The sequence below is a fragment of the Shewanella sp. SM68 genome (assembly GCF_025653925.1).
GTDB lineage: Bacteria > Pseudomonadota > Gammaproteobacteria > Enterobacterales > Shewanellaceae > Shewanella > Shewanella oncorhynchi.
In genome coordinates, this window is the sequence record NZ_JAKKRU010000001.1 from 603,089 (window position 1) to 625,418 (window position 22,330).

The following is a 22,330-nucleotide window of genomic DNA, read 5'->3' on the forward strand; positions in this document are numbered from 1 at the left end:
GGTAAAAGTAACGCTTAGTGTTTACTAAATGGGGCTCCAAATTTGCTTTTCAAGGGCAAGGGCTAAAACGAGGTTCGAATGGCGAAAAATAAGGCGCTTGATGAATACCAAGCGCCTATATGTATGCTTTCAACATCAACCTGCACGAGGCGTTAGTCTTGGGCTAATTCTTTTTCTAACTGTTGGGCGATAGCTTCGGGCGATCCGCTGTTGCGGGCAAAGAGTCCATAAGCGGCGGGGATCACGAAGATAGTGAATAGGGTTGCCAGTAAAATCCCCGATAGCACAACCACACCAATCACAAAACGAGTTTCAGCACCCGCGCCTACCGCCAATACCAATGGCACGGCACCAGCAGCAGTGGTGATCCCTGTCATTAAGATAGGTCGTAACCGCTGCGCTGACGCTTGGATAATGGCCTTATCAAAATCAACACCTTTATCCCGTAATTGGTTAGCAAACTCGACAATCAAGATGCCATTTTTCGCGGCTAACCCGACCAGCATAATAATGCCTATCTGACTGTAAATATTAAGACTCTGCCCCGTAAGCCACAAACCAATTAATGCACCGACGGTAGCCAGCGGCACAGTAAGCATGATCACCACAGGGTGGATATAACTCTCAAACTGCGCCGCGAGCACGAGGAATACAATCCCCAGTGCGAGGATGAATACGAAGTACATAGAGCTACCCGACTCTTGATAATCGAGGGATTGGCCCTTGTAGCTAATCACCGCTTCCGCTGGCAAATAGGTACGCGCCAATTGATTCATATAATCAAGGGCTTCACCTAGACTATAACCATCTTCCAAACTGGCTTCTATGGTGATCGCGCGCATGCGATTATAGCGATTAAGCGAACTGGCGTCGGCAAACTCCTCCACAGTCACTAAGTTCGACAGCGGAATAAGCTCCTGACTGCGCTCGGAACGAACATAGATATTTTGCAGATCCGCCGCCGTATTTTGATTATCGCGCTCGCCTTCAACGATCACATCGTATTCTTCACCGTCACGCATAAACGTCGTCACTAAGCGTGAGCCCAACATGGATTCCAACGTACGGCCAATATTTGAAATCGACACTCCAAGGCTCGCCGCTCTGTCTCTGTCGATGACGACACGAAGTTGAGGCTTAGTCTCTTTATAATCATGATCTAATCCCAATAATTTGGGATTCTGTGCCGCCTTTTGCATCATGATATCGCGCCAGCGGGCAAGCTCTTCGTAGCTAGGTCCACCAACCACAAATTGCACAGGTTTACCTACGCCGCGACCAAAGGCTTGGCGCATTACAGGGAACGCTTGCACCCCGGCGAGATTGGCAAGACGCTTATTAATGTCGACGATAACTTCCTTTACTGGACGACGTTTGCCCCAATCTTCCAGTACTATGATTGCCATACCGTTAGAGAAATCCGCCGCGCGGCCAAAGCCACGGGGGGCACGAATGAGCAGACGTTTGATATCACCCGTTTCGACCAATGGCATCAAGCGGTTTTCCACTTCATTCATATAGGATTCTATGTATTCGTAACTCGCGCCCTGTGGCCCATTGACCATCAAGAATAACGAACCACGGTCTTCCTGTGGTGCAAATTCTTGCGGTACTTTTTGGACTAAATAGACACTAGAACCTAATGCGACTAACACCAGAATCGACACCAATATCGGGTGGGCCATGGCGGATTTTAAGGACAATTGGTATCGGTTGGACACTTTTGTCATTATGCCGTCGACCTTACGCACCAACCAAGAATCCTGCGAGCTCGGCTTAAGCAACTTAGAGCACATCATGGGCGTGAGTGTGAGCGCTACTAGGCTAGAGAACAGGACCGCCGCACTCATGGTCACGGCAAACTCTTTAAAGAGTTTACCTAAGTCACCTTCAAGGAAAGTGATTGGCATAAAGACCGCGACCAACACGAGTGTAGTCGCGATAACAGCAAAAGCCACTTCACGCGCACCGAGAAAAGCAGCTTTGAGTGGTGAATCTCCTTCCTCGATACGTCTATGGATGTTTTCCAGCATCACAATCGCATCATCCACCACCATACCAATGGCGAGGATCATTGCCAATAAGGTCAAGAGGTTAATGGTATAACCTAGTGCATACAGCACAATAAAGGTGCCGAGCAGAGACACTGGCACAGTGATCGCGGGGATCAACATAGCGCGCACGCTGCCAAGGAACAGATAAATCACGATAATCACTAAAATCATCGCTGTGAACAGGGTTTGATACACTTCTTTAATCGAGGCTTCGATAAACACTGAGCTATCGTAGCTGCGTTTAATCGACATCCCCGCTGGCAAGGTCGGGTTGATTTTGTCAACCAGCGCATTCACTGCGCGCGCCACTTCTAACGTATTGGCGGTTGACTGTTTAGACACGCCTAAACCTATCATTGCCTCTTTGTTGCCACGAAACATAATCCGCTCTTCATCAGAGCCAATTTCCACCCGTGCGACATCACTCAGTTTGACTAAATAACCGTCTTCCCCTTGGGTGATCACTAAGTTTGCGAAATCTTCGGCAGTGCGATAACCCCGCTCCAGTCGCACTGTAAAGTGCCGCTCCTTCGACTCTATCGAACCTGCAGGTAACTCGACGTTCTCAGCTCTGAGCGCGGCCTCAACATCGGCAACCGTTAAACTGCGAGAGGCCAAGGCTTGTCTGTCAAGCCAAACGCGCATGGCGTAAACCTTACCGCCACCAATACGCATCCGCGCAACACCATCGACCACCGAAAAGCGGTCCGACAAATAGCGGTTGGTGTAATCGGTCAATTCGAGGGTGGTCATTTGATCCGACACGAGATTGAGCCACATGATCACTTCATCACTGCCATTGGCCTTTTGTACTTCTGGGGGATCTGCTTCATCGGGTAAATTGTCGAGTAAACCTGAGATCCTGTCGCGCACATCGTTAGCTGCATCTTCAATATTACGGCTAATATCAAACTCTAAGGTAACCGATGAGCGGCCATCACTGCTCGATGAACTCACGTGACGAATACCTTCGACGCCACTGATCCTGTCTTCAATCAATTGGGTAATGCGGCTTTCCACCACGGCAGCACTGGCACCGCGGTAATTCGTGTCGATAGATACCACTGGTGGATCTATATTCGGGTATTCGCGTAGGGGCAATTTATCAAAGGAGACAAGCCCGAAAGCGACCAGCAGCAAGCTGATCACTGAGGCAAATACGGGACGTTTGACCGAGAGATCAGTAAGGATCATACACTTGGCTCCGCGTTCGTATCGGCAAGATAACTAAACTTTTCCGCGAACTCAGTTTGCACTTTATCCCCAGGATGAACTTTCAGTAAGCCGCGGATGACCACGTTTTCGCCCAAGGCTAAACCATCTAAGATCTCCACCCAGCCACGGGTGCGAATACCAATAGTGACTTGTTTACGTTCAATCACCTTGTCGGCATTGACGCTGTAAACATAATGGCTGTTTTGGATCGGGATAATAGCAGATTCAGGCAACATCAAGGCCTCGCGGCTACGCTTGATGAGTTTAACCTTCATCAACATGCCCGGTAATAAACGCAGTTCAGGATTGGGGATTTCGGCGCGAACAATCACTGTGCGCGTGGTTGGATTCACACGGCTATCAATCGATGTCACCACACCTTTGAAAGTCACATCAGGGAAAGCGACCGCTTTGGCTTCCACCTTTTTACCTGGCTCTAAATCTTGAATAAAGCGCTCTGGCACTGAAAAATCGAGCTTAATGGTAGAAATATCATCCAATGTCGTAATTACAGTGCCGGGTGACACTAAGCTGCCCACACTGATTTGACGTAAACCTAAACGGCCATTAAAAGGCGCCAGAATACTGCGATCATTGAGTGATGATTGCGCCTGTTCGAGCTCGGCACGGGTGGTATCAATAAGGGTTTGTAATCTGTCGCGTTCTAACTCGGCCACAGTGCGGCTAGTCACCAACGAACTGATCCGAGCTAATTCACGTTGATTATCACTGACTTTGACTTGCGCGGCTTTAACCTTAGCGATCTGCTCAGCATTTTGCAGTTGGACTAATAACTCGCCCTTTTTAACGATATCACCGTCGTCAAATTTAAGCGCTATCACCATGTCGGTGACTTTAGGCGTTATCGTTACAGATTCTGCGGCTTTATTGCTACCAATAGCTTCAACTTCATCGCGAATGGGCGCCATAGCGGCAGTGGCAATCACCACATTAGGTATGAGTTTAATCTGGGCTGCAGCAATCTCTTGCGGTTGCATGGCTTGGTATCCAAACCATGCCGCGGCCAATATGGCGATTATTAGAATAATTTTTTTCATCGGGCTTCCAAGGAATGACTCGCATTAATGACGGCTAGTTTACTCACTCACATCATCGCATCAATACGTTTTACTTTTTCTTACAAATTACGCTGATAGCGCAAAATATGTATGATTAAGTGTCTTTGGCGATATCAATGGTTGAGTTGCCAGAATGCAGTACGATAACAAGGTTGTTAAGTGATTAATTTTACTTATTGCCACTAAATCAACATTTATCACTAAAACCATTTGAAAAAGATTGGTATATAGATAATTTAATTCTGCAACACAGATCGCCTAGATAATCGACAATCCCCTGCTTAAAACTCAAATTGCAGTCAATAAAAAAGGGCGATAATTCGCCCTTTTCTAGTCAACTGCTGAAATTAACGTATTTGACGTTCTTCTTTCATCAGGTTTGACAGTGACTGGTACACATTGCTAACTACTTCATCGCTTAATGGCTGATCTTCGTTATCGCGAAGGAAGATTTTCGTTTCTTCTGGAGTATCACCATCTTCAAGCAGTAAACGGTAGCTACCTTCTTTCAGTGCTAACTTATCTTCGCCCCACAATGAACTCCAGAAACCAGAGTTATCGTCAAACTTGATAAAGTACAATCCTTTAGCACTATCCATATCGGCAATTTCAAAGCCCATTTCTGGTAGCACTATGCGTAGACGATCCCACACTTGCTTATAAGAGGCTTTAGCAGACCAGTAAGCTTTACCTTCTTCAGGCGTCACGAGATCAACATTAATACCTAAGGTTTGCTTCAAACGATTCGATTGGATCGCTTGGTCACGCTTAACGCTGATATACGCAATGGCGCTGTTCAGCATATCAATAGTGTATCTTTGCTTATCTTCACCGCTTAATAAAACTTGTTGCGCTTTATCGTCGTAGAACTCTTCGTGTTCAACTAAGTGAATAACGATATTTGCAGTACGACCATGTGGACGCGTTTCCACGTCAAAACGATAGCGTTGGCGCAACAGATAAACTTTATCCGCACCCCACATGCTCGATTCAATCACTTCACGGCTTTCAATCCAATCGGTTTCTACGTTGCCTTTGTCAAAATCACGGCTACGAACAGCAATACCTTTTTGGGCAAAGAAACCATCTAAGTTTGTGAAGATTTCTTGTTTCAAATCCACAGCATTGTCGATGGATTCAACCACGATTTTAATGTTGTCACTGCCCTCTTCCACATGAGTACCTTCCGCCATTGGCAGTACTTGCAGTGGCGGACGAATATCTAAGTTTTTGCCATACAGCGAAGCATTCACTTTAGAACCCAGTGCTGGTAAATCGAATTCTTTATTGTAGGGTGGCGTTTTTAATCCCGCGGGGATCTTAAGCAAAGGCGCTTGCTCGGCCTGAACATAGTCGTCGTTACCGTTCGCTTGGCGGCGATCAAGTGGCGAACTACAGGCTGCAACTGCAGCAACTAAGATCAGTGGAGTGACTTTCTTTAACATTAATTATTTAACCTCTATCTGGGCACGAGTCATTGCTTCTATCAACAGACCATGACATTGCTCAGAAAGTTCAGTCAAAGGTAAACGAATATGGCCACATTCAATCAAACCCATACGATGGGCAGCCCATTTTACTGGGATAGGGTTGGCTTCACAAAACAGTGTGCTATACAAACCGCGCAGCGGGGTATCTATGCTCTGAGCCAACTCGCCATTGCCCGCGAGCGCCGCATCACACATAGCTTTAAAAGCCTTTGGTACTATGTTGTTAGCCACAGAAATTACGCCATTTCCACCTAAGAGTAAAAACTCTCTGGCAGTGGCATCATCACCGCTATACAAGAGGAAATCGTCGCCGCACAGTTCGCGCAGACGTTTTACACGGGATAAGTCACCGGTCGCCTCTTTTACACCAATAATGTTGCTCACGCTAACAAGCTCGGCAACAGTTTCTGGCAGCATATCAACGGCAGTACGGCCTGGAACATTATAAAGAATTTGTGGAATATCTGTGCTAGCGGCCACAGCTTTATAATGCGCAATCAATCCCTTAGGCGTTGGCTTATTATAATATGGCGTTACGCCAAGCATAGCGGCAACACCCACCTTAGATAAGGACTTGGTGAGCTCAACGGCTTCAGATGTGGCATTGGCGCCATTGCCACCAATGACAGGAACACGTCCCGCAGCAAATTTAACGGTTTGTGAAACGACCGCTACATGCTCAGGCATAGGCAGAGTCGCTGACTCGCCAGTAGTACCAACGGCCACAATGGCATCTGTGCCTTGGTCAATATGGAATTCGACTAACCTTTCAAGACTTGCAAAATCTACTGAGCCATCACTGTTCATTGGCGTGATTAAGGCTACGATGCTTCCGTTTATCATCTGACTTTCCCCAAGATTTCAGGATTCGCTATGGTACTGATGCCAACCACTAATGACAAGCATTAACGGGGCTCTCAAATTGAATTAGTTATGGTAGCATTACATCCCGCACAAAAACTCAGCTTTAACCCTGAGTTTTCGCTCTATGATATCGAAAAAGTGAGGAAAATTCATGACCAATTTCCTGGTCGTAACAGCGATGGGTCTCGACCGTCCTGGACTTGTAAGTAAACTAGCTCGACTTGCCAGTGACTGTGACTGCGATATCGTCGACAGCCGTATGGCATTATTTGGTAACGAATTTACCCTGATCATGATGTTGTCTGGCTCGTGGGCATCAATAACGAAAATTGAAAGTATGTTCCCCAGTCTCAGCGTTGAGTTAGAACTGCTGACGGTGATGAAACGCACCTCTAAACACACACCACAAAACTACCTTTCTCGCCTCGAAGTACGCTTTACGGGTAAAGACCAACGCGGCACCATTAAACGTATTACCCAGTTCCTTGCTGACAGGTCATTAGATCTTGCCGCAGTACGTTCATTTTCTGAGGAACTCCCCGGTGGTGAACAAACGCAAAATGTGTCGCTAACCATTAATATTCCTGAAAAAGTTGAACTAGAAAAGCTCGAACAGAGTATCTATCAGCTCGCCCAAGATATGACCTTAGATTGTACTATTCGTCGTATGGAAGGCACTGCCATCTTAGAGGACAGAGGATAATAGATGAATACCTTAACGGCTGGGGCAAAAGCGCCTCACTTTACACTGCAAGATCAACATGGCAACTCAGTATCGCTGGCAGACAGCCTTAAGCAAGGCCCTGTTTTAGTGTATTTTTACCCGAAAGCATCAACGCCGGGTTGCACAGTTCAAGCCTGCGGCCTACGTGACAGTAAAGCCGAGCTCGATAGTCATAATGTCACTGTATTTGGCATTAGCCCAGATCCTGTGGCTAAACTGGCTAAATTTGCAGAGAAACAAGCACTCAACTTCACTTTGCTGAGCGATGAAGACCACAGTGTCGCCGACGCTTTTGGGGTCTGGGGTGAAAAGAAATTCATGGGAAAAACCTATGATGGCATCCACAGATTAAGCTTCCTTATCAATACCGACGGCACCATCGCCCACGTATTCGATAAGTTTAAAACCAAAGATCACCATGAAGTCGTACTCGCGCAAATCGCGGGTTAATGACTAATATGACGACGAATACAAGGCTTCAAGCTGCTGCTTTAATCGGCACAAAAGTGTAAACGTTGTCAGTTGATCTTGGTAGCCTGAATAAATAATCGGCAATCGATAGCGAAAAGGTCCTGAAATCAGGACCTTTTTCATGAAAAATTTTCACTTTCATATCACAAGATACGTTCTAACCGAGCAAAAAAACCGCAAAAGTATTCAGCTATGCCCGTATTCTATGGCATCCCAACACCGGTTATCCTGCCACATAGGGCCAAATAATCGCAGCGGCAATGCTCCACATGGTTAACCAAATAAAACGGTCAAGATAACGCCATGCCGCTGGGCGAGTAAAAATGGGCGCTAACAAACGCGCACCAAAACTTAAGCCAAAAAACCAAATAAATGATGCCAGTATGGCACCCGCGCCAAACCAAGGCCGATCGAAATCATCAAATTGAGTGCTAATGCTGCCGAGCAACACCACAGTATCAAGATACAAATGCGGATTAAGTAAACTGATCCCAAGCGTCGTCAGTACGGCTTTCTTAAATGTGTCCGCATTATCGGCCTGATCCATCTCAATGCCCTTAGCCACAAACGACGCCTTTAGCGCATTCGCACCATACCAAAGTAGAAACGCGGCGCCACCGAAACTCGCCACATGCTTAATAGTGGGAAACGACTCAATAATATGTCCTAGCCCCGCGACACCCGCAGTGATCATCAGCGCATCGATGATAGAGCAGAGCAAGGCAATCGGTAATGTGTACGAGCGCTTAATGCCTTGCTTGAGCACAAAGGCATTTTGCGCGCCCACAGCAATAATCAAACTGCCACCAATTCCCATACCCTGTATAAATGCCGCTTGCATAACCACCTCTCATGTTCGAAGAAGGCGCTAGAATAGTCAAAACAACAAAATTAATATAACTAATGTTTTTTATGTATCATAAGTAAAATTAATAACGGTCCAAACACACTCATTTGAGGATGACTATGCTGGAATACGCCAATCTCAAAGCGCTCGCCGTTGTGGTCTCGGAAGGCGGTTTCGATCGCGCCGCTAAAGTGCTGCACATTACTCAGTCAGCTGTATCACAGCGCATTCGACAACTTGAAGAAAAAGTCGGTCAGTCACTGCTTATTCGCTCCAATCCTGTGGTCGCAACGCCCACAGGTAAGCGCCTGTTGCGCCACTATTCACAGGTACAATTACTCGAGAGTGAATTAAGAGCCGAGATGGACGCCGACGATCCCAACCATCCAACCACAGTGCGCATCGCTGTGAATGCCGACAGTTTGGCCACGTGGTTTTTACCTGCGCTAGCAGGCATGTTCAGTCGCCACGCTTGGTTATTGGAATTAATTGTCGATGATGAGTCTTACACCCATCATCTATTGAAAAATGGTGAAGCGGTCGGATGTGTCACCACAACCGAAGTGCCGATGGCGGGTTGCAGCAGTGAGTTTTTAGGCACCATGGAATACCTATGTGTGGCTACGCCCGAATTTGCCGCGCGCTATTTTAGCGATCTGAGCGATACTCCATCATTTAGTGACACCTCGTCATTCAACGCCATCAACCAAGCTCAGTTAGCAAAGGCGCCAGCAGTAGTGTTCTCCACCAAAGATAAGCTGCACGAGAAGTTTCTCGCCCAGTATTTCAATATGACCCCAGGGCAATGGTGGCAACATACAATCCCCTCCTCAGAAAGCTTTTTAGAAGCGATTAACTTGAGTTTAGGTTATGGACTTGTTGGGCACTTACAAGCTAAACCATTAATCGATAAAGGGATACTGATTGAGATCACCCCTGAACGGCGCATGCGGGTGCCGCTGTTTTGGCAGCATTGGAATATCAAAGCAAAACAAACGACACTGGTTTACCGTGCCCTTGCGGCAACCGCGCAGCATAATTTGCTGCAGGCATAAAAAATCGGGCTCAAACCAAAGTTTGAGCCCGATGTTAAAAGTCTTAAATCTAATATCAAGTGAGTCTTAAGCACTCACATTTAAGAGTTAAGAGTTAAGAGTTAACTCACTCTTTTATTAGCTCGCTCTTAACGCAGCAATACGTTTCTCTAATGGAGGATGACTCATCATCATTTCCGCCATTGAACGTTTGCCGTTAATACCGAAGGCTGACATTTGTGCAGGCATTGCCGTACTTTCAGGGCCTTGGCGTAAACGCTCAAGCGCAGCAATCATCTTACCTTTACCCGCTAAACGTGCCGCACCTTCATCGGCTTTGTACTCACGAATACGTGAGAAGTAAGCGACGATAATTGAAGCCAAGATACCGAATAGCATATCCAGTACGAAAACAACGGCCATGTAAGCAAACATACCTAAACCTTCGCCTTCTTCATCATTGCTCGATACAAAGTTGTTGATAATGCCAGCAACCACACGTGCCGCGAAGATCACGAACGTGTTTACCACACCTTGGATCAGTGTCAAGGTCACCATGTCACCGTTAGCAACGTGGCTCACTTCGTGGGCTAATACGCCTTCAATTTCATCTTGGCTCATGCCATATAACAGACCCGTACTGACAGCCACTAATGAATTGTCTTTACTTGGACCAGTAGCGAACGCATTCATGTCAGGCGATTGATAAATAGCCACTTCTGGCATTTTAATCCCCGCTTGCTTAGCTTGACGGGCAACCGTCTCCACTAACCAACGTTCGGTACTGTCACGTGGGGTAGTGATGACTTCACAACCCATGGTCTTTTTCGCCATCCATTTTGAAATGGCTAAGCTGATAAAGGCCCCACCGAATCCAAAAATGGCAGCGAACACCAGCAGTCCACCCATAGTAGACGTGTTCACGCCTAGAATAGACATCACAATTGAGGCTACTAGCAACACAGCTAGGTTAGTCGCAATCAATAGAAATATACGCTTCATTTCAGCTCCTTTAGGGCAAGAATAGGCCATTTAACTTTGTTCAAAGACATAATATGTCCAAATCATCGAAATTCAAGTGGTAAAAGAAAAGAGTTTTTAAAATAGATTATCTTTCTCGTATATAGACACTGCCTTTCATGGCCGAGAGTCTAGGGACAGTATATTAATCGAAACTTAAACTTATGCCCAAGCAACCTCAAGAGACGAGTTTCATCGCGTTCTGAGAGCTTTAATTCAAGGCGCATCAATCACTGACTTTTGCATTGATGCAATACAGAAGTAGAATGCCCCGAACGCTCCATCTTGGTGGGGATAAGTATCTTGAAAAACACCGCCGCTAGCCGTGCTAGAGCGCAATTCTGCTTTAACTCTCTATGTTTATCGGAATTAATCTTTGTTAACATACCAATACACTCCGAGATTTCAGGATACAAAATGACAATCAACGCCCTACTACTGAGCAGCTCTCGTGTCGGTGATACGCCTTATCTTGCCCACGCGATCCCTTTTATTAAACCGCTCACCGCCAACGCACAAAAATGGATTTTTATCCCCTATGCAGGGGTTAGCATGAGTTATGACACTTATTTAGCGTCTGTCGTGACTGGGCTAGCTGAGCTTGAACTCGATATCAGTGGTATTCATCAGCATCCAGACCCTAAACAAGCAATAAAAGATGCCGATGGAATTTTAATCGGTGGGGGTAACACCTTTCACCTGTTACACCAACTATATCATTATGATCTGGTCGCGCTTATTCGTGAGCAAGTCGCCCTTGGTAAACCTTATATCGGCTGGAGCGCGGGTTCAAACGTATCGGGACTGAGTATTCGCACCACTAATGATATGCCGATCATCGAACCGCCTTCGTTCAACGCATTAAACTTAGTGCCGTTCCAGCTCAATCCACACTATTCCAATTACCAAGCACCGGGCCACAATGGTGAAACCCGTGCCCAGCGGTTATTAGAATTCACTAAAGTCGACCCATTAACCCCAGTGATCGGCATAGTTGAAGGCTCAGCTTTGTGGCGACAAGGAGACACACTATCACTCTTAGGTGACAAACCTGCGTATTTATTCAGTGGTGAGCAGCAAGAGATCCCAATCCCTGTGGGCAGTGACCTATCGCACTTACTCAAGTCCTAATATCCACGTTAGCATATCTAAATGGGCTCACAGTTAACACCGTGAGCCTGAAACACTCATTAGCAATAGTCAACATTAACCATTTGATATTGTAAGTTTTTAATTAACACTCTCGATTCAACTGCGCCAATTTTGTGTAAAAACGCCACTGAATTCAATGAAAACAGTGTTAGCTCAGCCAAGACAGTTTTTACTGCAGTACCAATTGCGATTACTTATCGTAAAATCACACCGCAAAATATTGAGAACGGCACCTAAAATAGCGCCAAGCATAATTTATGTTACAAATCTCTAGCTACGCAGGTAAAATTATCCCTCACCTCAGCTACTCGAATCCCACGACTGAGGATTTTATAGCAGACAAGTTATTAATATTTAGGGATTAGATAGACTGAAGCATATATTGTGCCTATGAATCAGCGTCATTTTAGTAAGGAGTTTCCATTTTGCGAATGAATCTTATGATGAATTACCCTACCGGTTATCCGGCATTACTCAAAAAACTACCTTTTGTCATCTTGACCGCCATCGTCTATGTCGTCGGCATAAACAACGTCAATGCCGCAGCGGCAGAGACAACACCAACGCCTGCACCAGAGAAGAAATCTAAAAAATTCTCCCAAGACACAGTTATTGAACTCGCTCAACAACTGTCGCAAAAGCCATTTAAAGAAGCGAAAAAAGCACCTAAAGAACTGGTTGATCTCGATTTCGCTACCTATGGCAAAATCAATTACCAAGAAAATGCCGCGATTTGGGGCGGAACACCGACCAAATTTTCGGTACAACTTTTTGCTCCAGGCTTTCTCTATAAAAACCTTGTCGATATCGACGTGGTCGAAAACAGCAAAGCTATTCCAATTGAGCTAACAGAAGCTTCGTTCGATGTCCCTAACGACACCATTGAAAAACTCATCACCCAAGTGGGCCAATATGCGGGTGTGCGTTTACATTACCCTATCAATGATGATGAAATAAAAGATGAATTCATCATGTTTCAAGGTGCGAGCTATTTTCGCGTGCTCTCTAAAGGGCAAACCTATGGCTTGTCTAATCGTGGTCTAGCGATTGATGTCGCTCAGCCAAAAGGTGAAGAATATCCCCTGTTTAAGCGTTTCTGGGTCGAGCGCCCATCTAAATATCAGACGGCAATTGTGGTTCATGCTCTGCTAGATAGCCAAAGTGTCACTGGCGCCTATCGTTTTGGTATTTATCCCGGTGCACCATCACGTGTCGAAGTGGATGTAACCTTATTCCCACGTAAAGATATCCAGCATGTGGGTCTTGCACCGCTGACCTCTATGTTCCTCTTTGGCGGACTCGATAACTCAGATAAACCCGATTACCGCCCACAAGTACATAACTCCGACGGCCTACAAATCGATCGCGGTAATGGCGAGCGCCTATGGCGCCCATTAAATAATCCTAACAAACTGCAGATCAGTGCTTTTGGCGATGAAGATATAAAGGGGTTTGGTCTTATCCAGCGCCATCGTAAATTTGAAGACTATCAAGATCTGAGTGCAAACTATCAACTTCGACCTTCAGCATGGATTGAACCCCTCAATGATTGGGGCAAAGGCCAACTGGTGTTGCTTGAAATTCCCTCTAATGCTGAAACCAACGACAACATAGTTGCCTATTGGGAGCCGCAAGGCGGACTGAAAAAGGATCAGCCCTATAAATACTCCTATCGCATAACAGCCTCAAACGACAGCCCTTCTACGGCGTCAAAAGCACGTGTTGTCCGCAGTACTAAGGGGCAAGTGTTAGCAAAAGGCAAAGAATTACTTATCGATTTCAGTAACATCAAGCCGCAAGATATTGATAAAATTATCATCGATGCCAGCATCAGCAAAGGTAAAATCCTGTCGTCTCGGATTGTCGCCCACCCAGACATCAATGGCGCTCGAGTATTTATCAGCTTCGAACCAGAAAGTACCAATGTAGCCGAACTGAGAATACAGCTTAAGAAAGACGATAAACCACTTGCAGCGACTTGGCTGTACCGCTGGAATAGCGATGATTGGCAATAAGCTGATATTCACTAGTATCACTGTCTAACAAGCATAAACTGACCGAGTAAATGAATAAAAGCGCCAGTTTTTACTGGCGCTTTTTTATACCTAGGGTTTTATTTATAGGCTTACTATTTATAGGTTTTATCTCTAGCATAAATAGAACAAGCCAAGGCTAAAAACTCATGACCTGCTTTTCAGCAAACATAATCCCACACTTTATCGTTCGACTTCTGCCAGCATAACTACAGGCTTACTTCAAAATGACACTATCAGCTTAAAACGTAGCACTATTGTGTGATTTTAGGGTTATTAGCCTCTCCTGATGTGCGTCGCCGCAAGGACCTCTGCGAACTAAAGTAAGCAGTACGTTAAGTGTGTCAGTCAAGTTTGACCTTAAACCCCTCACGAAGAATGCCGACTAAAAGTAGAAATCTAAATACAAAAAAGCCTCGATATAAATATCGAGGCTTTTTCTTTTTTGGTACCCGAGGCCAGACTTGAACTGGCACGCTGTTACCAGCGAGGGATTTTAAATCCCTTGTGTCTACCGATTCCACCACTCGGGCAAACGCTGAATATTAATGACGGGAATCATGTCAAAAATATTATTAACTCTACATCATTAACGCTTAACACTAATAAATCTATTTAATAAAGCCTATTGAAGATTCGGACTTTATTTTTACCATCACGACCAAAATAATGGTACCCGAGGCCAGACTTGAACTGGCACGCTGTTACCAGCGAGGGATTTTAAATCCCTTGTGTCTACCGATTCCACCACTCGGGCAAACTCTTGATATTAACGACGGGAATCGTGTCATTAATATTTTATATCTATGGAGGCGCGACCCGGAGTCGAACCGAGATCGACGGATTTGCAATCCGCAGCATAGCCATTCTGCCATCGCGCCATAGTTGCTAACTCATGTTGAGTAGAATTAGACTTTAAAAATATTGGAGCGACATATCGGGTTCGAACCGATGACCTATACCTTGGCAAGGTATCGCTCTACCAACTGAGCTAATGTCGCATCTTGTTTTACTATTCACTCAGATAAACAAAGCATTTCACTTTATTACCTAGCTAATATCAAACATCAATATTTGGTAACGTTAAGACTTTGTTTGCACATTGCCTCTTGTCTACGGGGTGGCATTCTACCGATTTACCACCCAGTGTCAACCGCTGTTTTATCGATAACTTACTGCTTGCACACTAAATAATCTCTTTGATTTTTTATTGCACTATTCAGCAGTAAGATCTTTCCAAGCGGCTAAAATGTAACTCATCATTGACCAAAACGTTAATACAGCGGCGATATATAACAGTACAAATGCGGCATTAGTCATTAAAGGATTGTATTGCCAAATCAGCCCAATAATTGCCACCATTTGCGCAGCCGTCTTATATTTACCAATCCAAGACACGGCGACAGTACCACGTTTACCAATTTCAGCCATCCATTCCCTCAACGCTGAAATGACAATCTCACGACCTATCATAAACAGGGCGGGCAATGTCAGCCAGATATTCGCGTATTGATCGACCAACAAAACTAAAGCTGTAATCACCATCAACTTATCAGCGACTGGGTCAAGAAAAGCGCCAAAACGAGTTAATTGTTTCAATTTACGGGCAGCATAACCATCTAATGCATCCGTTAACGCCGCGAGCCAAAAGGTAAATGCGGCAACAAAAGGGGTCCAGTCATAGGGTAAATAAAACAGCACCACAAAAATGGGCAGTAAAAAAAGCCTGAAAAGAGTTAATGCTATAGGTAAGTTAAACGGCATGATCAAACCAGTTAGTCAAAAGCAGCGCCAATCTTGCCTTAATTTTATCACCCTCGCAATGCATCATGAATGGTTTGTGCCATTTCTATGCTGATCCCTGGTACTTTGACTAATTCCGCCACACTTGCCCCTTTCACTTCCTGCAAGCCTCCTAAATGCTGTAACAAAGCTTTACGGCGTTTAGGACCAATACCAGGAATCGATTCCAGTGTTGAAGTATTACGGGTTTTCTGGCGACGGTTACGGTGGCCAGTGATTGCAAATCGATGGGATTCATCACGAATATGTTGGATAAGGTGCAGTGCTGGCGAATCCCCTTCGAGGGAAAAGCTGGTTTCGGTATCCCCTAAGATCAAGGTTTCAAGCCCAGGTTTACGGCCCTCACCTTTTGCCACCCCAATAAGCTGCGGTGCTTTATCTAAATGGACAAACTTTTCATCTACTATCTTTTGGGCAATACGCAACTGCCCGAGTCCACCATCGATAAACAGAATGTCAGGGATTTTACCGCCTGCCTCAATCTTATCGAAACGGCGGCTTACCGCTTGCTTCATTGCCGCGTAATCATCGCCCGGCGTAATACCCTCGATGTTATAACGACGATATTCGCCTTTATGCGGCCCTTCGCGATTAAACACCACACAGGAGGCAACGGTGCTCTCCCCCATGGTATGACTGATATCGAAACATTCCATCCGCTGGATAGGCCCACTCAACTCTAAGATTTCTTCGAGTAACACAAAACGCTGTTCGACGGTGTTCTTATGGGATAGGCGCGTAACCACTGCATTCGTCGCATTAGTCACGGCTAAACGTAAGAAGCTCGCCCTGTCGGCGCGAACATTGGTCTTAATCGAAAACTTTTTATCTAGCGCCTCTGAAATCGCCGCTTCAAGTTCATGTAATTCTTCAAAATTATGGCTAATCACCACTTCTTTTGGAATCGTGCGTTGAATATCTGCATTTAAATAAAACTGTAGGATAAAGGAGCGTAGCACCTCATCCATATCAGTTTGGGCTGGCACTGAAGGATAATAACTACGACTGCCAAAAATTTTACCTTCGCGGATAAATAGCAGATGGAAACAGGCGATGCCTGACGCATAATGCACCCCAATAACATCCATATCGCCTTTATTATTAGAGACTTCCTGTTGCTCGGCAACTTTACGCAGCGCCATGATCTGATCGCGAAATCGTGCAGCCTGTTCATAGGCCTGCTGCTCGGCCGCAAGTTCCATTTTATCAACCAAGGCGCTGATCACTTGCTGATCTTTCCCCTTTAAAAACAGGCTGGCTAATTTCACTTGCTCATCATAATCAGCGTTACTGACTTTGCCCACGCAGGGCGCGCTACAGCGAGACAGTTGATATTGCAAACAGGGGCGTGAGCGCGATTTGTAGTAAAGATCGTCACATTGACGAATAGGAAACAGCTTCTGCATCAAATGCAGGCTTTCACGCACGGCGCCGCCATTGGGATAAGGACCAAAATAGTGGCCTTTTTCCCGCTGCGGACCGCGATGATAGGCGAGCCTTGGGTGTTCGTGCTGGCTTAATAAGATGTAAGGATAAGATTTGTCATCACGCAATAACACATTGTATTTTGGCATGTATTGCTTGATGTAATCATTCTCAAGCAACAGAGCATCTGTTTCACTGTGGGTCAGCGTCACATCAATATGGTGAATATGTGAAACTAAGGCTTGGGTCTTAACATTACCGAGGTTTTTACGAAAATACGAGCTGAGCCGTTTTTTAAGATCTTTGGCTTTACCCACATAAATGACGTCATTCTTGACGTCATACATGCGATAAACCCCAGCGGAGGATGAAACAGTACGTAAGAAACTTTGGGCGTTAAATTCATTAGACATCATTCACACCCACAGTTTTGGAGACTTAACACAAACAACATAGGAACATATAACCCAAGAACTCGCTAGATTAAAGTCATCGACCAACGCAATCCACTTTCCATTAAAAATGGCCAGCATCCAACATCTTATAGCGAATAGCTAACCGCGTTAGTTCGACATCACCACTGATCCCCAGCTTAGCAAATAAACGATAACGGTAACTGTTAACGGTTTTAGGACTTAAGTTCAGTTGCTCAGAAATATCGTTAACCTTCTCGCCATTGGTGATCATCAACATGATCTGTAACTCACGCTCGGACAAAGACTTAAACGGGTTTTCATCGGCAGGATTAAACTGACTCAGCGCCATCTGTTGGGCAATTTCTGGGGACAAATAGCGTTGTCCGCGAGAGACCTGACGTATCGCTTGCAATACTTCTGGTGGCGTCGCTCCTTTTGTTAAATAGCCCGAAGCGCCAGCCTGCATCACCTTACTTGGGAACGGATCTTCCGTGTGTACAGTTAATACAATAATTTTTGCATGGGGTTGATATCGTAAAATTTTTCGAGTGGCTTCCAATCCGCCCATCCCAGGCATATTCATATCCATTAAGATCACATCCGCTTCATTTTGGCGAGCCCACTGCACCGCAGTCTCACCATCAGGGGCTTCGCCCACGACTTTGATCCCACGTTCATCTTCCAAGATGCGGCGGATACCAGTTCTCACAAGCTCATGATCGTCAACCAAATATATCGAAATCAACTTAACCCACCTTTTACAATTTACAGCTCGATCCGTGTGTTAGAAAAAGCAACATGGCAAACGGATAACGAGTTCATAGGGCTAATTTAGCCCAACAACCCCATTTCGCAAAGCATAAATTCAACATTGTTAACTAGATGATATTTAAAGGAAGGATTCCAGAATAGCATACCAATAAAAAGCGTTTAAAAACGAAGCAATAACCCCAGAATGACCAGCCTAAAATCCCTGTTAAATCGATATCAAAATATCCAGCAAATATAGGCAATTTTTCAGTTCAAGAAAAACAAAAGGCCATCATTACTGATAGCCTTTCACGTGAAAATAGCAGAAGAGATACGCTTAGAATCAGGAACCTAAGGTTTTTAAATAGCTTAAATGCAAAAAAGCGTAGGAGCTACGCTTAGAATGAAGAACCCTAGTTCAAATTTCACACACAAAAAAGGCCATGAATAAACATGGCCTTTTTTGTAAAATATGGCGGAGGAGCAGGGATTTGAACCCTGGGTGGGCTATAAACCCACGCCGGTTTTCAAGACCGGTGCATTAAACCACTCTGCCACCCCTCCGAACGAGCGAGATAATAGCTATCTCTGTCGCCACTGTAAACTTAAATTTATGGTTAATAGCGTTGATTGACTATTTCATATTCACTTAAATCGAAAGCCGTGAACAACAAAGGGCTTAGGATGAGAAAACTGAAATGAAAATTGCACAAACAAGAAAGGCCATCATTGCAGATGGCCTTTCCCGTGAATATGGCACAGAAGCTGCAATTCAAATCAGGAACCCAAGGGTTCAAACTATATGAATGCAAAATGCCGCTAATTGCTTAGCGGCATTTTGACTAAATATGGCGGAGGAGCAGGGATTTGAACCCTGGGTGGGCTATAAACCCACGCCGGTTTTCAAGACCGGTGCATTAAACCACTCTGCCACCCCTCCGAACGAGCGAGATAATAGCTATCAACTACTCTGCTGTAAACCCTTAATTTAAAGAAGCAATCTACATGGTCAATCTACATCCAATCCGCTTAAAAATATCGCGTTATTCAACTTATCTTTGACCCCCTTGTCAGGTGAAGTGCCATTTTAAGGTGGCACACTTCACACTATATTAAGACTAAGCTCGATTGATATTGATTAAACGGTCAGATAGTTTCTGCATCTCAAGGCTTAACACATCAAGCGCCGTTGCATCGAGGGAGTTATCTTCACTAATGCTATTTATTCGCACTGCCAACTCATTAATCTCTTGAGTGACTTGGCTTTGCTGCTGAGCAGCTAACGCGATTTGTTGGGCACGCTGTGAAATATCATCGAAACTTTGTACGGTACTCGATAGAGAATCGGCAGCGCCCTCAGCCTCCGCAACCGCATGGACAGTGCGGGACTCCCCAGCTTGCATTGCTTGCACAGCGAGCCGCGAAGCCGATTGCAAAGCGTTAATCATGGTACTAATTTCATTGGCCGAATCTTGAGTTCGCCCCGCAAGGGTTCGAACTTCATCAGCAACGACTGCAAAACCACGACCCTGATCGCCCGCTCTAGCCGCCTCAATTGCCGCATTGAGAGCGAGCAAATTAGTCTGCTCAGAAATCGCCTTAATCACATCTAATACAGCGCCCACCTTTTGGCTGTCTTGGGCCAATTGGGATATCACCTTAGTTGCGTTGGCTATTTCTCCTGATAATGCCTCGATGGAAGTATTGCTGGCTGCAACACGAGTTTGCCCTTCTCGCACTACAATCAAAGACGATTGCGCAGTTGCAGCACAATCATTGGTATTATTCGCAACTTCCATAGCGCTTGAAGACATTTGCGTTATCGCAGCGGCTAATTGTGCACTCTCCAGCCGCTGTTGCTCTGCGCGCTGAGCTAACTTACGGCTAAGTCCGCTTAATTGCGTTGCCTCAAATTGAATTTTCTTCGCTTCTTGAGTGATCAGAGCTAACATTGCCCTTAACGTCCCTGCATAGGTGTTTACGGCTCGGCGCAAAGCACCAATCTCATCATCCCGCTGAATTTGCAGTTCAACATTCGCCCCCAAACTACCGCTCCCAAGGGAAGCAATTTGATCTGTGGTTTCCTCAAGTTGCGCCAACAGTTTTTTACCCGATAACCAAGCCAGAGAAAGTAAAATGGCGAGTAATGGTAATAAAAACAATAAAATATCAAATGTTAGCTCACGGGCAAGCCCTGTGACTCGCGTTTTAGGCGTCACAAGGCCAATCACCCATCCGGTATCAGGCATCACAAAAAGACTCACCTCACTCGCCTGATTAAGTCTTCCATCCTTATTTAAGCTTACAGACACCACTTTGTTGATTGAGGTTTGCTTAAGTGCAGTTTCAACGGGGGCAAGCCAAGGTAACTGCCCGACGAGATCCGTAAAACGTAACAAAGTGTCGGACTTATTCGTTTCAGGAAAATGTAAGATATTACCTGCTTGGTCTAAAGCAAAAGCATAACCGTCAGTCACATTGCCATGTTCTGTTAAAAATTTAGCTAAATCATCAAGTTTTAAATCTATCGTTGCGACCCCTGCAAATGTCCCCGAGAGACGATATGGCACACTGCATGTCACCATCGCCACCTTTGTGACTGGATCTTGATAAGCCTCTGACCATAAACATTGAGATACTGAGCTAGTCCGCGCGCCCGTATACCAAGGATCATTATGATACCCAGGGCCAGATGGCGCATTATAGTCATCCGAATAAGCCAGTAGATTATCGCTACCACGGGCCCAGAAAAAACTGTGGCGGACACTCCCAGCGACGAATTTATCTGGCTCAGGCCAGATCCCGCCCCCAGCAATAGTGAGATCGCCATTGTTATCAATCAAATTAGGTAAGGAGTTAAGATAAAGAGCTTGCTCATGGGGCAACACTTCGGCGAGGTGTGCAAGGCTTAAAGTAATCCCCTCAATGCTTGCCAACTTAAGTGCGAGTTGCCTTACGATACTGCTCCCCGTTTGCTCAATTAACTCTTGACTCGCCGCCACCACTCGAGGCTGCCCTCGAAGTGACATCACACCAAAAACCGCGAGCCCGGTGAGTAGAAGCAGCACTACACTGCCCATTGTGAGCCGCTGCGAAATACGTGTAGGTAACAACATAGCTTTCTCTACTTAAAATAAGTCACCCAGATGGGAGAATTGTTCGGCCGTATGGTCCAAGACTGTCGAGAATCATACGTCGCACCATCCTAGTGCAAATTTTAAAGGCCATAAAAACCATTAACTTGGCCACAAACTTAGTGTAGACCATAAACGAGAAGCGCGGATAAAAAAGCCCATTAATCAGTAGCCGTCACTGATATCAGAATGAAGAATCTAGGTTAACACAATGAACAATCATGACAGATAGTCTTTCCCTAAAGCATGGCACTGACGCCACGTTTAAGGTCAAAACCCAAGAGCGGAAATAGCACAAATGCAAAACGCCGCTAATTGCTTAGCGGCATTTTGACTAAATATGGCGGAGGAGCTGAACTTAGAATGAGGAACCTTGGTTCAAATTGCACAAACAAAAAAGGCCATCATTACTGATTGCCTTTCTCGTAAATATGGCGCAGGAGCTGCGCTTCAAATCAGGAACCCAAGGGTTCAAACTGTATAAATGCAAAAAGCCGCTAATTGCTTAGCGGCTTTTTGACTAAATATGGCGGAGGAGCAGGGATTTGAACCCTGGGTGGGCTATAAACCCACGCCGGTTTTCAAGACCGGTGCATTAAACCACTCTGCCACCCCTCCGAACGCCGAAAATAATATAAGTATACCGCTAACTTGTAAACCTCAATTTTTAAATATCGAGTCAAATGCTCAACTTATGTTCACCCCGATGTTTTTTACAACAAATACATGCCCAGTTTCAAGGAATAATCGAGTAAACAGAGGTAAAAACACCTATACAGTGAGAGACTTGTCGTCTTGGTATGGTAAAATCACTGCAAC

Annotated in this window: 15 protein-coding genes and 7 tRNA genes; 5 read left to right on the forward strand and 17 right to left on the reverse strand. The window is 45.3% G+C overall.

Annotated features, from left to right (window positions below; translation table 11 throughout):
• Positions 1–152: 152 nt before the first annotated feature.
• The 4 genes from L5M40_RS02565 to dapA all read right to left on the reverse strand — a co-directional run bounded on the left by L5M40_RS02565 (position 153) and on the right by dapA (position 6,681).
• Positions 153–3,248: an efflux RND transporter permease subunit gene (locus L5M40_RS02565; RefSeq protein ID WP_263176571.1), complete on the reverse strand. Its 3,096-nt coding sequence runs from the start codon at positions 3,246–3,248 to the stop codon at positions 153–155.
• A complete protein-coding gene (locus tag L5M40_RS02570; protein ID WP_198572356.1) occupies positions 3,245–4,327 on the reverse strand; it encodes an efflux RND transporter periplasmic adaptor subunit in 1,083 nt (360 codons plus the stop codon). The genes L5M40_RS02565 and L5M40_RS02570 overlap by 4 nt, the downstream gene beginning before the upstream one ends.
• 368 nt (positions 4,328–4,695) lie before the next feature.
• Entirely contained in the window at positions 4,696–5,793 is a 1,098-nt protein-coding gene (gene bamC / locus L5M40_RS02575) for an outer membrane protein assembly factor BamC (protein WP_263176573.1), read from the reverse strand.
• A gap of 3 nt (positions 5,794–5,796) precedes the next feature.
• On the reverse strand, positions 5,797–6,681 hold the full coding sequence (dapA, locus tag L5M40_RS02580; RefSeq protein WP_113940880.1) for a 4-hydroxy-tetrahydrodipicolinate synthase: 885 nt from the start codon (positions 6,679–6,681) through the stop codon (positions 5,797–5,799).
• Positions 6,682–6,853: 172 nt separating this feature from the next.
• On the opposite strand from dapA, the gene L5M40_RS02585 reads away from it, so the two are divergent.
• Together L5M40_RS02585 and bcp are read left to right on the forward strand one after the other, a co-directional pair.
• Positions 6,854–7,405, forward strand: a complete 552-nt coding sequence (locus L5M40_RS02585) for a glycine cleavage system protein R (RefSeq protein ID WP_028759648.1) — start codon at positions 6,854–6,856, stop codon at positions 7,403–7,405.
• Between the two features lie 3 nt (positions 7,406–7,408).
• A complete protein-coding gene (bcp, locus tag L5M40_RS02590) occupies positions 7,409–7,876 on the forward strand; it encodes a thioredoxin-dependent thiol peroxidase (RefSeq protein ID WP_113940881.1) in 468 nt (155 codons plus the stop codon).
• Positions 7,877–8,120: 244 nt separating this feature from the next.
• On the opposite strand, the gene L5M40_RS02595 is transcribed toward bcp, so the two are convergent.
• Entirely contained in the window at positions 8,121–8,738 is a 618-nt protein-coding gene (locus tag L5M40_RS02595; protein WP_263176575.1) for a LysE/ArgO family amino acid transporter, read from the reverse strand.
• A gap of 125 nt (positions 8,739–8,863) precedes the next feature.
• Between L5M40_RS02595 and L5M40_RS02600 the strand changes: the two genes are divergently transcribed.
• The gene (locus L5M40_RS02600) at positions 8,864–9,799 is read left to right on the forward strand and encodes a LysR family transcriptional regulator ArgP (RefSeq protein WP_263221919.1); all 936 of its coding nucleotides are present in this window, start codon (positions 8,864–8,866) and stop codon (positions 9,797–9,799) included.
• 117 nt (positions 9,800–9,916) lie between these two features.
• Here L5M40_RS02600 and htpX read toward each other — a convergent pair whose 3' ends face one another.
• Positions 9,917–10,780 (reverse strand): protease HtpX, encoded by an 864-nt coding sequence (gene htpX, locus L5M40_RS02605; RefSeq protein WP_006082065.1) that lies wholly within the window; start codon positions 10,778–10,780, stop codon positions 9,917–9,919.
• A gap of 435 nt (positions 10,781–11,215) precedes the next feature.
• Between htpX and pepE the strand changes: the two genes are divergently transcribed.
• Positions 11,216–11,929 (forward strand): dipeptidase PepE, encoded by a 714-nt coding sequence (gene pepE / locus L5M40_RS02610; RefSeq protein ID WP_263256217.1) that lies wholly within the window; start codon positions 11,216–11,218, stop codon positions 11,927–11,929.
• Positions 11,930–12,381: 452 nt separating this feature from the next.
• Positions 12,382–13,965 carry a glucan biosynthesis protein G gene (locus L5M40_RS02615; RefSeq protein WP_249195627.1) on the forward strand — a complete coding sequence of 528 codons (1,584 nt, stop codon included), beginning with the start codon at positions 12,382–12,384 and terminating at the stop codon, positions 13,963–13,965.
• A gap of 464 nt (positions 13,966–14,429) precedes the next feature.
• On the opposite strand, the gene L5M40_RS02620 is transcribed toward L5M40_RS02615, so the two are convergent.
• The 11 genes from L5M40_RS02620 to L5M40_RS02670 form a co-directional block, all read right to left on the reverse strand.
• A tRNA-Leu gene (locus L5M40_RS02620) sits at positions 14,430–14,516 on the reverse strand.
• 137 nt (positions 14,517–14,653) lie between these two features.
• A tRNA-Leu gene (locus L5M40_RS02625) sits at positions 14,654–14,740 on the reverse strand.
• Positions 14,741–14,790: 50 nt separating this feature from the next.
• Positions 14,791–14,864, reverse strand: a tRNA-Cys gene (locus L5M40_RS02630).
• Between the two features lie 44 nt (positions 14,865–14,908).
• Positions 14,909–14,984, reverse strand: a tRNA-Gly gene (locus L5M40_RS02635).
• A 214-nt stretch (positions 14,985–15,198) separates the two neighbouring features.
• Positions 15,199–15,747 (reverse strand): CDP-diacylglycerol--glycerol-3-phosphate 3-phosphatidyltransferase, encoded by a 549-nt coding sequence (gene pgsA, locus L5M40_RS02640; RefSeq protein WP_028759642.1) that lies wholly within the window; start codon positions 15,745–15,747, stop codon positions 15,199–15,201.
• A 47-nt stretch (positions 15,748–15,794) separates the two neighbouring features.
• The gene (gene uvrC / locus L5M40_RS02645) at positions 15,795–17,624 is read right to left on the reverse strand and encodes an excinuclease ABC subunit UvrC (protein ID WP_113940885.1); all 1,830 of its coding nucleotides are present in this window, start codon (positions 17,622–17,624) and stop codon (positions 15,795–15,797) included.
• Between the two features lie 103 nt (positions 17,625–17,727).
• Positions 17,728–18,372: a UvrY/SirA/GacA family response regulator transcription factor gene (gene uvrY, locus L5M40_RS02650; RefSeq protein WP_006082070.1), complete on the reverse strand. Its 645-nt coding sequence runs from the start codon at positions 18,370–18,372 to the stop codon at positions 17,728–17,730.
• A gap of 478 nt (positions 18,373–18,850) precedes the next feature.
• Positions 18,851–18,941 (reverse strand) — tRNA-Ser (locus tag L5M40_RS02655).
• 285 nt (positions 18,942–19,226) lie between these two features.
• A tRNA-Ser gene (locus tag L5M40_RS02660) sits at positions 19,227–19,317 on the reverse strand.
• A 178-nt stretch (positions 19,318–19,495) separates the two neighbouring features.
• A complete protein-coding gene (locus L5M40_RS02665) occupies positions 19,496–21,493 on the reverse strand; it encodes a methyl-accepting chemotaxis protein (protein WP_263176577.1) in 1,998 nt (665 codons plus the stop codon).
• Positions 21,494–22,038: 545 nt separating this feature from the next.
• Positions 22,039–22,129 (reverse strand) — tRNA-Ser (locus L5M40_RS02670).
• Positions 22,130–22,330: the final 201 nt, after the last annotated feature.

Excerpts from the sequence above, each read along its gene's own strand:
- L5M40_RS02565 (WP_263176571.1), bottom strand. The coding sequence starts at position 3,248 with ATGATCCTTACTGATCTCTCGGTCAAACGTCCCGTATTTGCCTCAGTG.
- L5M40_RS02570 (WP_198572356.1), bottom strand. The coding sequence starts at position 4,327 with ATGAAAAAAATTATTCTAATAATCGCCATATTGGCCGCGGCATGGTTT.
- bamC (WP_263176573.1), bottom strand. The coding sequence starts at position 5,793 with ATGTTAAAGAAAGTCACTCCACTGATCTTAGTTGCTGCAGTTGCAGCC.
- dapA (WP_113940880.1), bottom strand. The coding sequence starts at position 6,681 with ATGATAAACGGAAGCATCGTAGCCTTAATCACGCCAATGAACAGTGAT.
- L5M40_RS02585 (WP_028759648.1), top strand. The coding sequence starts at position 6,854 with ATGACCAATTTCCTGGTCGTAACAGCGATGGGTCTCGACCGTCCTGGA.
- bcp (WP_113940881.1), top strand. The coding sequence starts at position 7,409 with ATGAATACCTTAACGGCTGGGGCAAAAGCGCCTCACTTTACACTGCAA.
- L5M40_RS02595 (WP_263176575.1), bottom strand. The coding sequence starts at position 8,738 with ATGCAAGCGGCATTTATACAGGGTATGGGAATTGGTGGCAGTTTGATT.
- L5M40_RS02600 (WP_263221919.1), top strand. The coding sequence starts at position 8,864 with ATGCTGGAATACGCCAATCTCAAAGCGCTCGCCGTTGTGGTCTCGGAA.
- htpX (WP_006082065.1), bottom strand. The coding sequence starts at position 10,780 with ATGAAGCGTATATTTCTATTGATTGCGACTAACCTAGCTGTGTTGCTA.
- pepE (WP_263256217.1), top strand. The coding sequence starts at position 11,216 with ATGACAATCAACGCCCTACTACTGAGCAGCTCTCGTGTCGGTGATACG.
- L5M40_RS02615 (WP_249195627.1), top strand. The coding sequence starts at position 12,382 with ATGAATCTTATGATGAATTACCCTACCGGTTATCCGGCATTACTCAAA.
- pgsA (WP_028759642.1), bottom strand. The coding sequence starts at position 15,747 with ATGCCGTTTAACTTACCTATAGCATTAACTCTTTTCAGGCTTTTTTTA.
- uvrC (WP_113940885.1), bottom strand. The coding sequence starts at position 17,624 with ATGTCTAATGAATTTAACGCCCAAAGTTTCTTACGTACTGTTTCATCC.
- L5M40_RS02665 (WP_263176577.1), bottom strand. The coding sequence starts at position 21,493 with ATGTTGTTACCTACACGTATTTCGCAGCGGCTCACAATGGGCAGTGTA.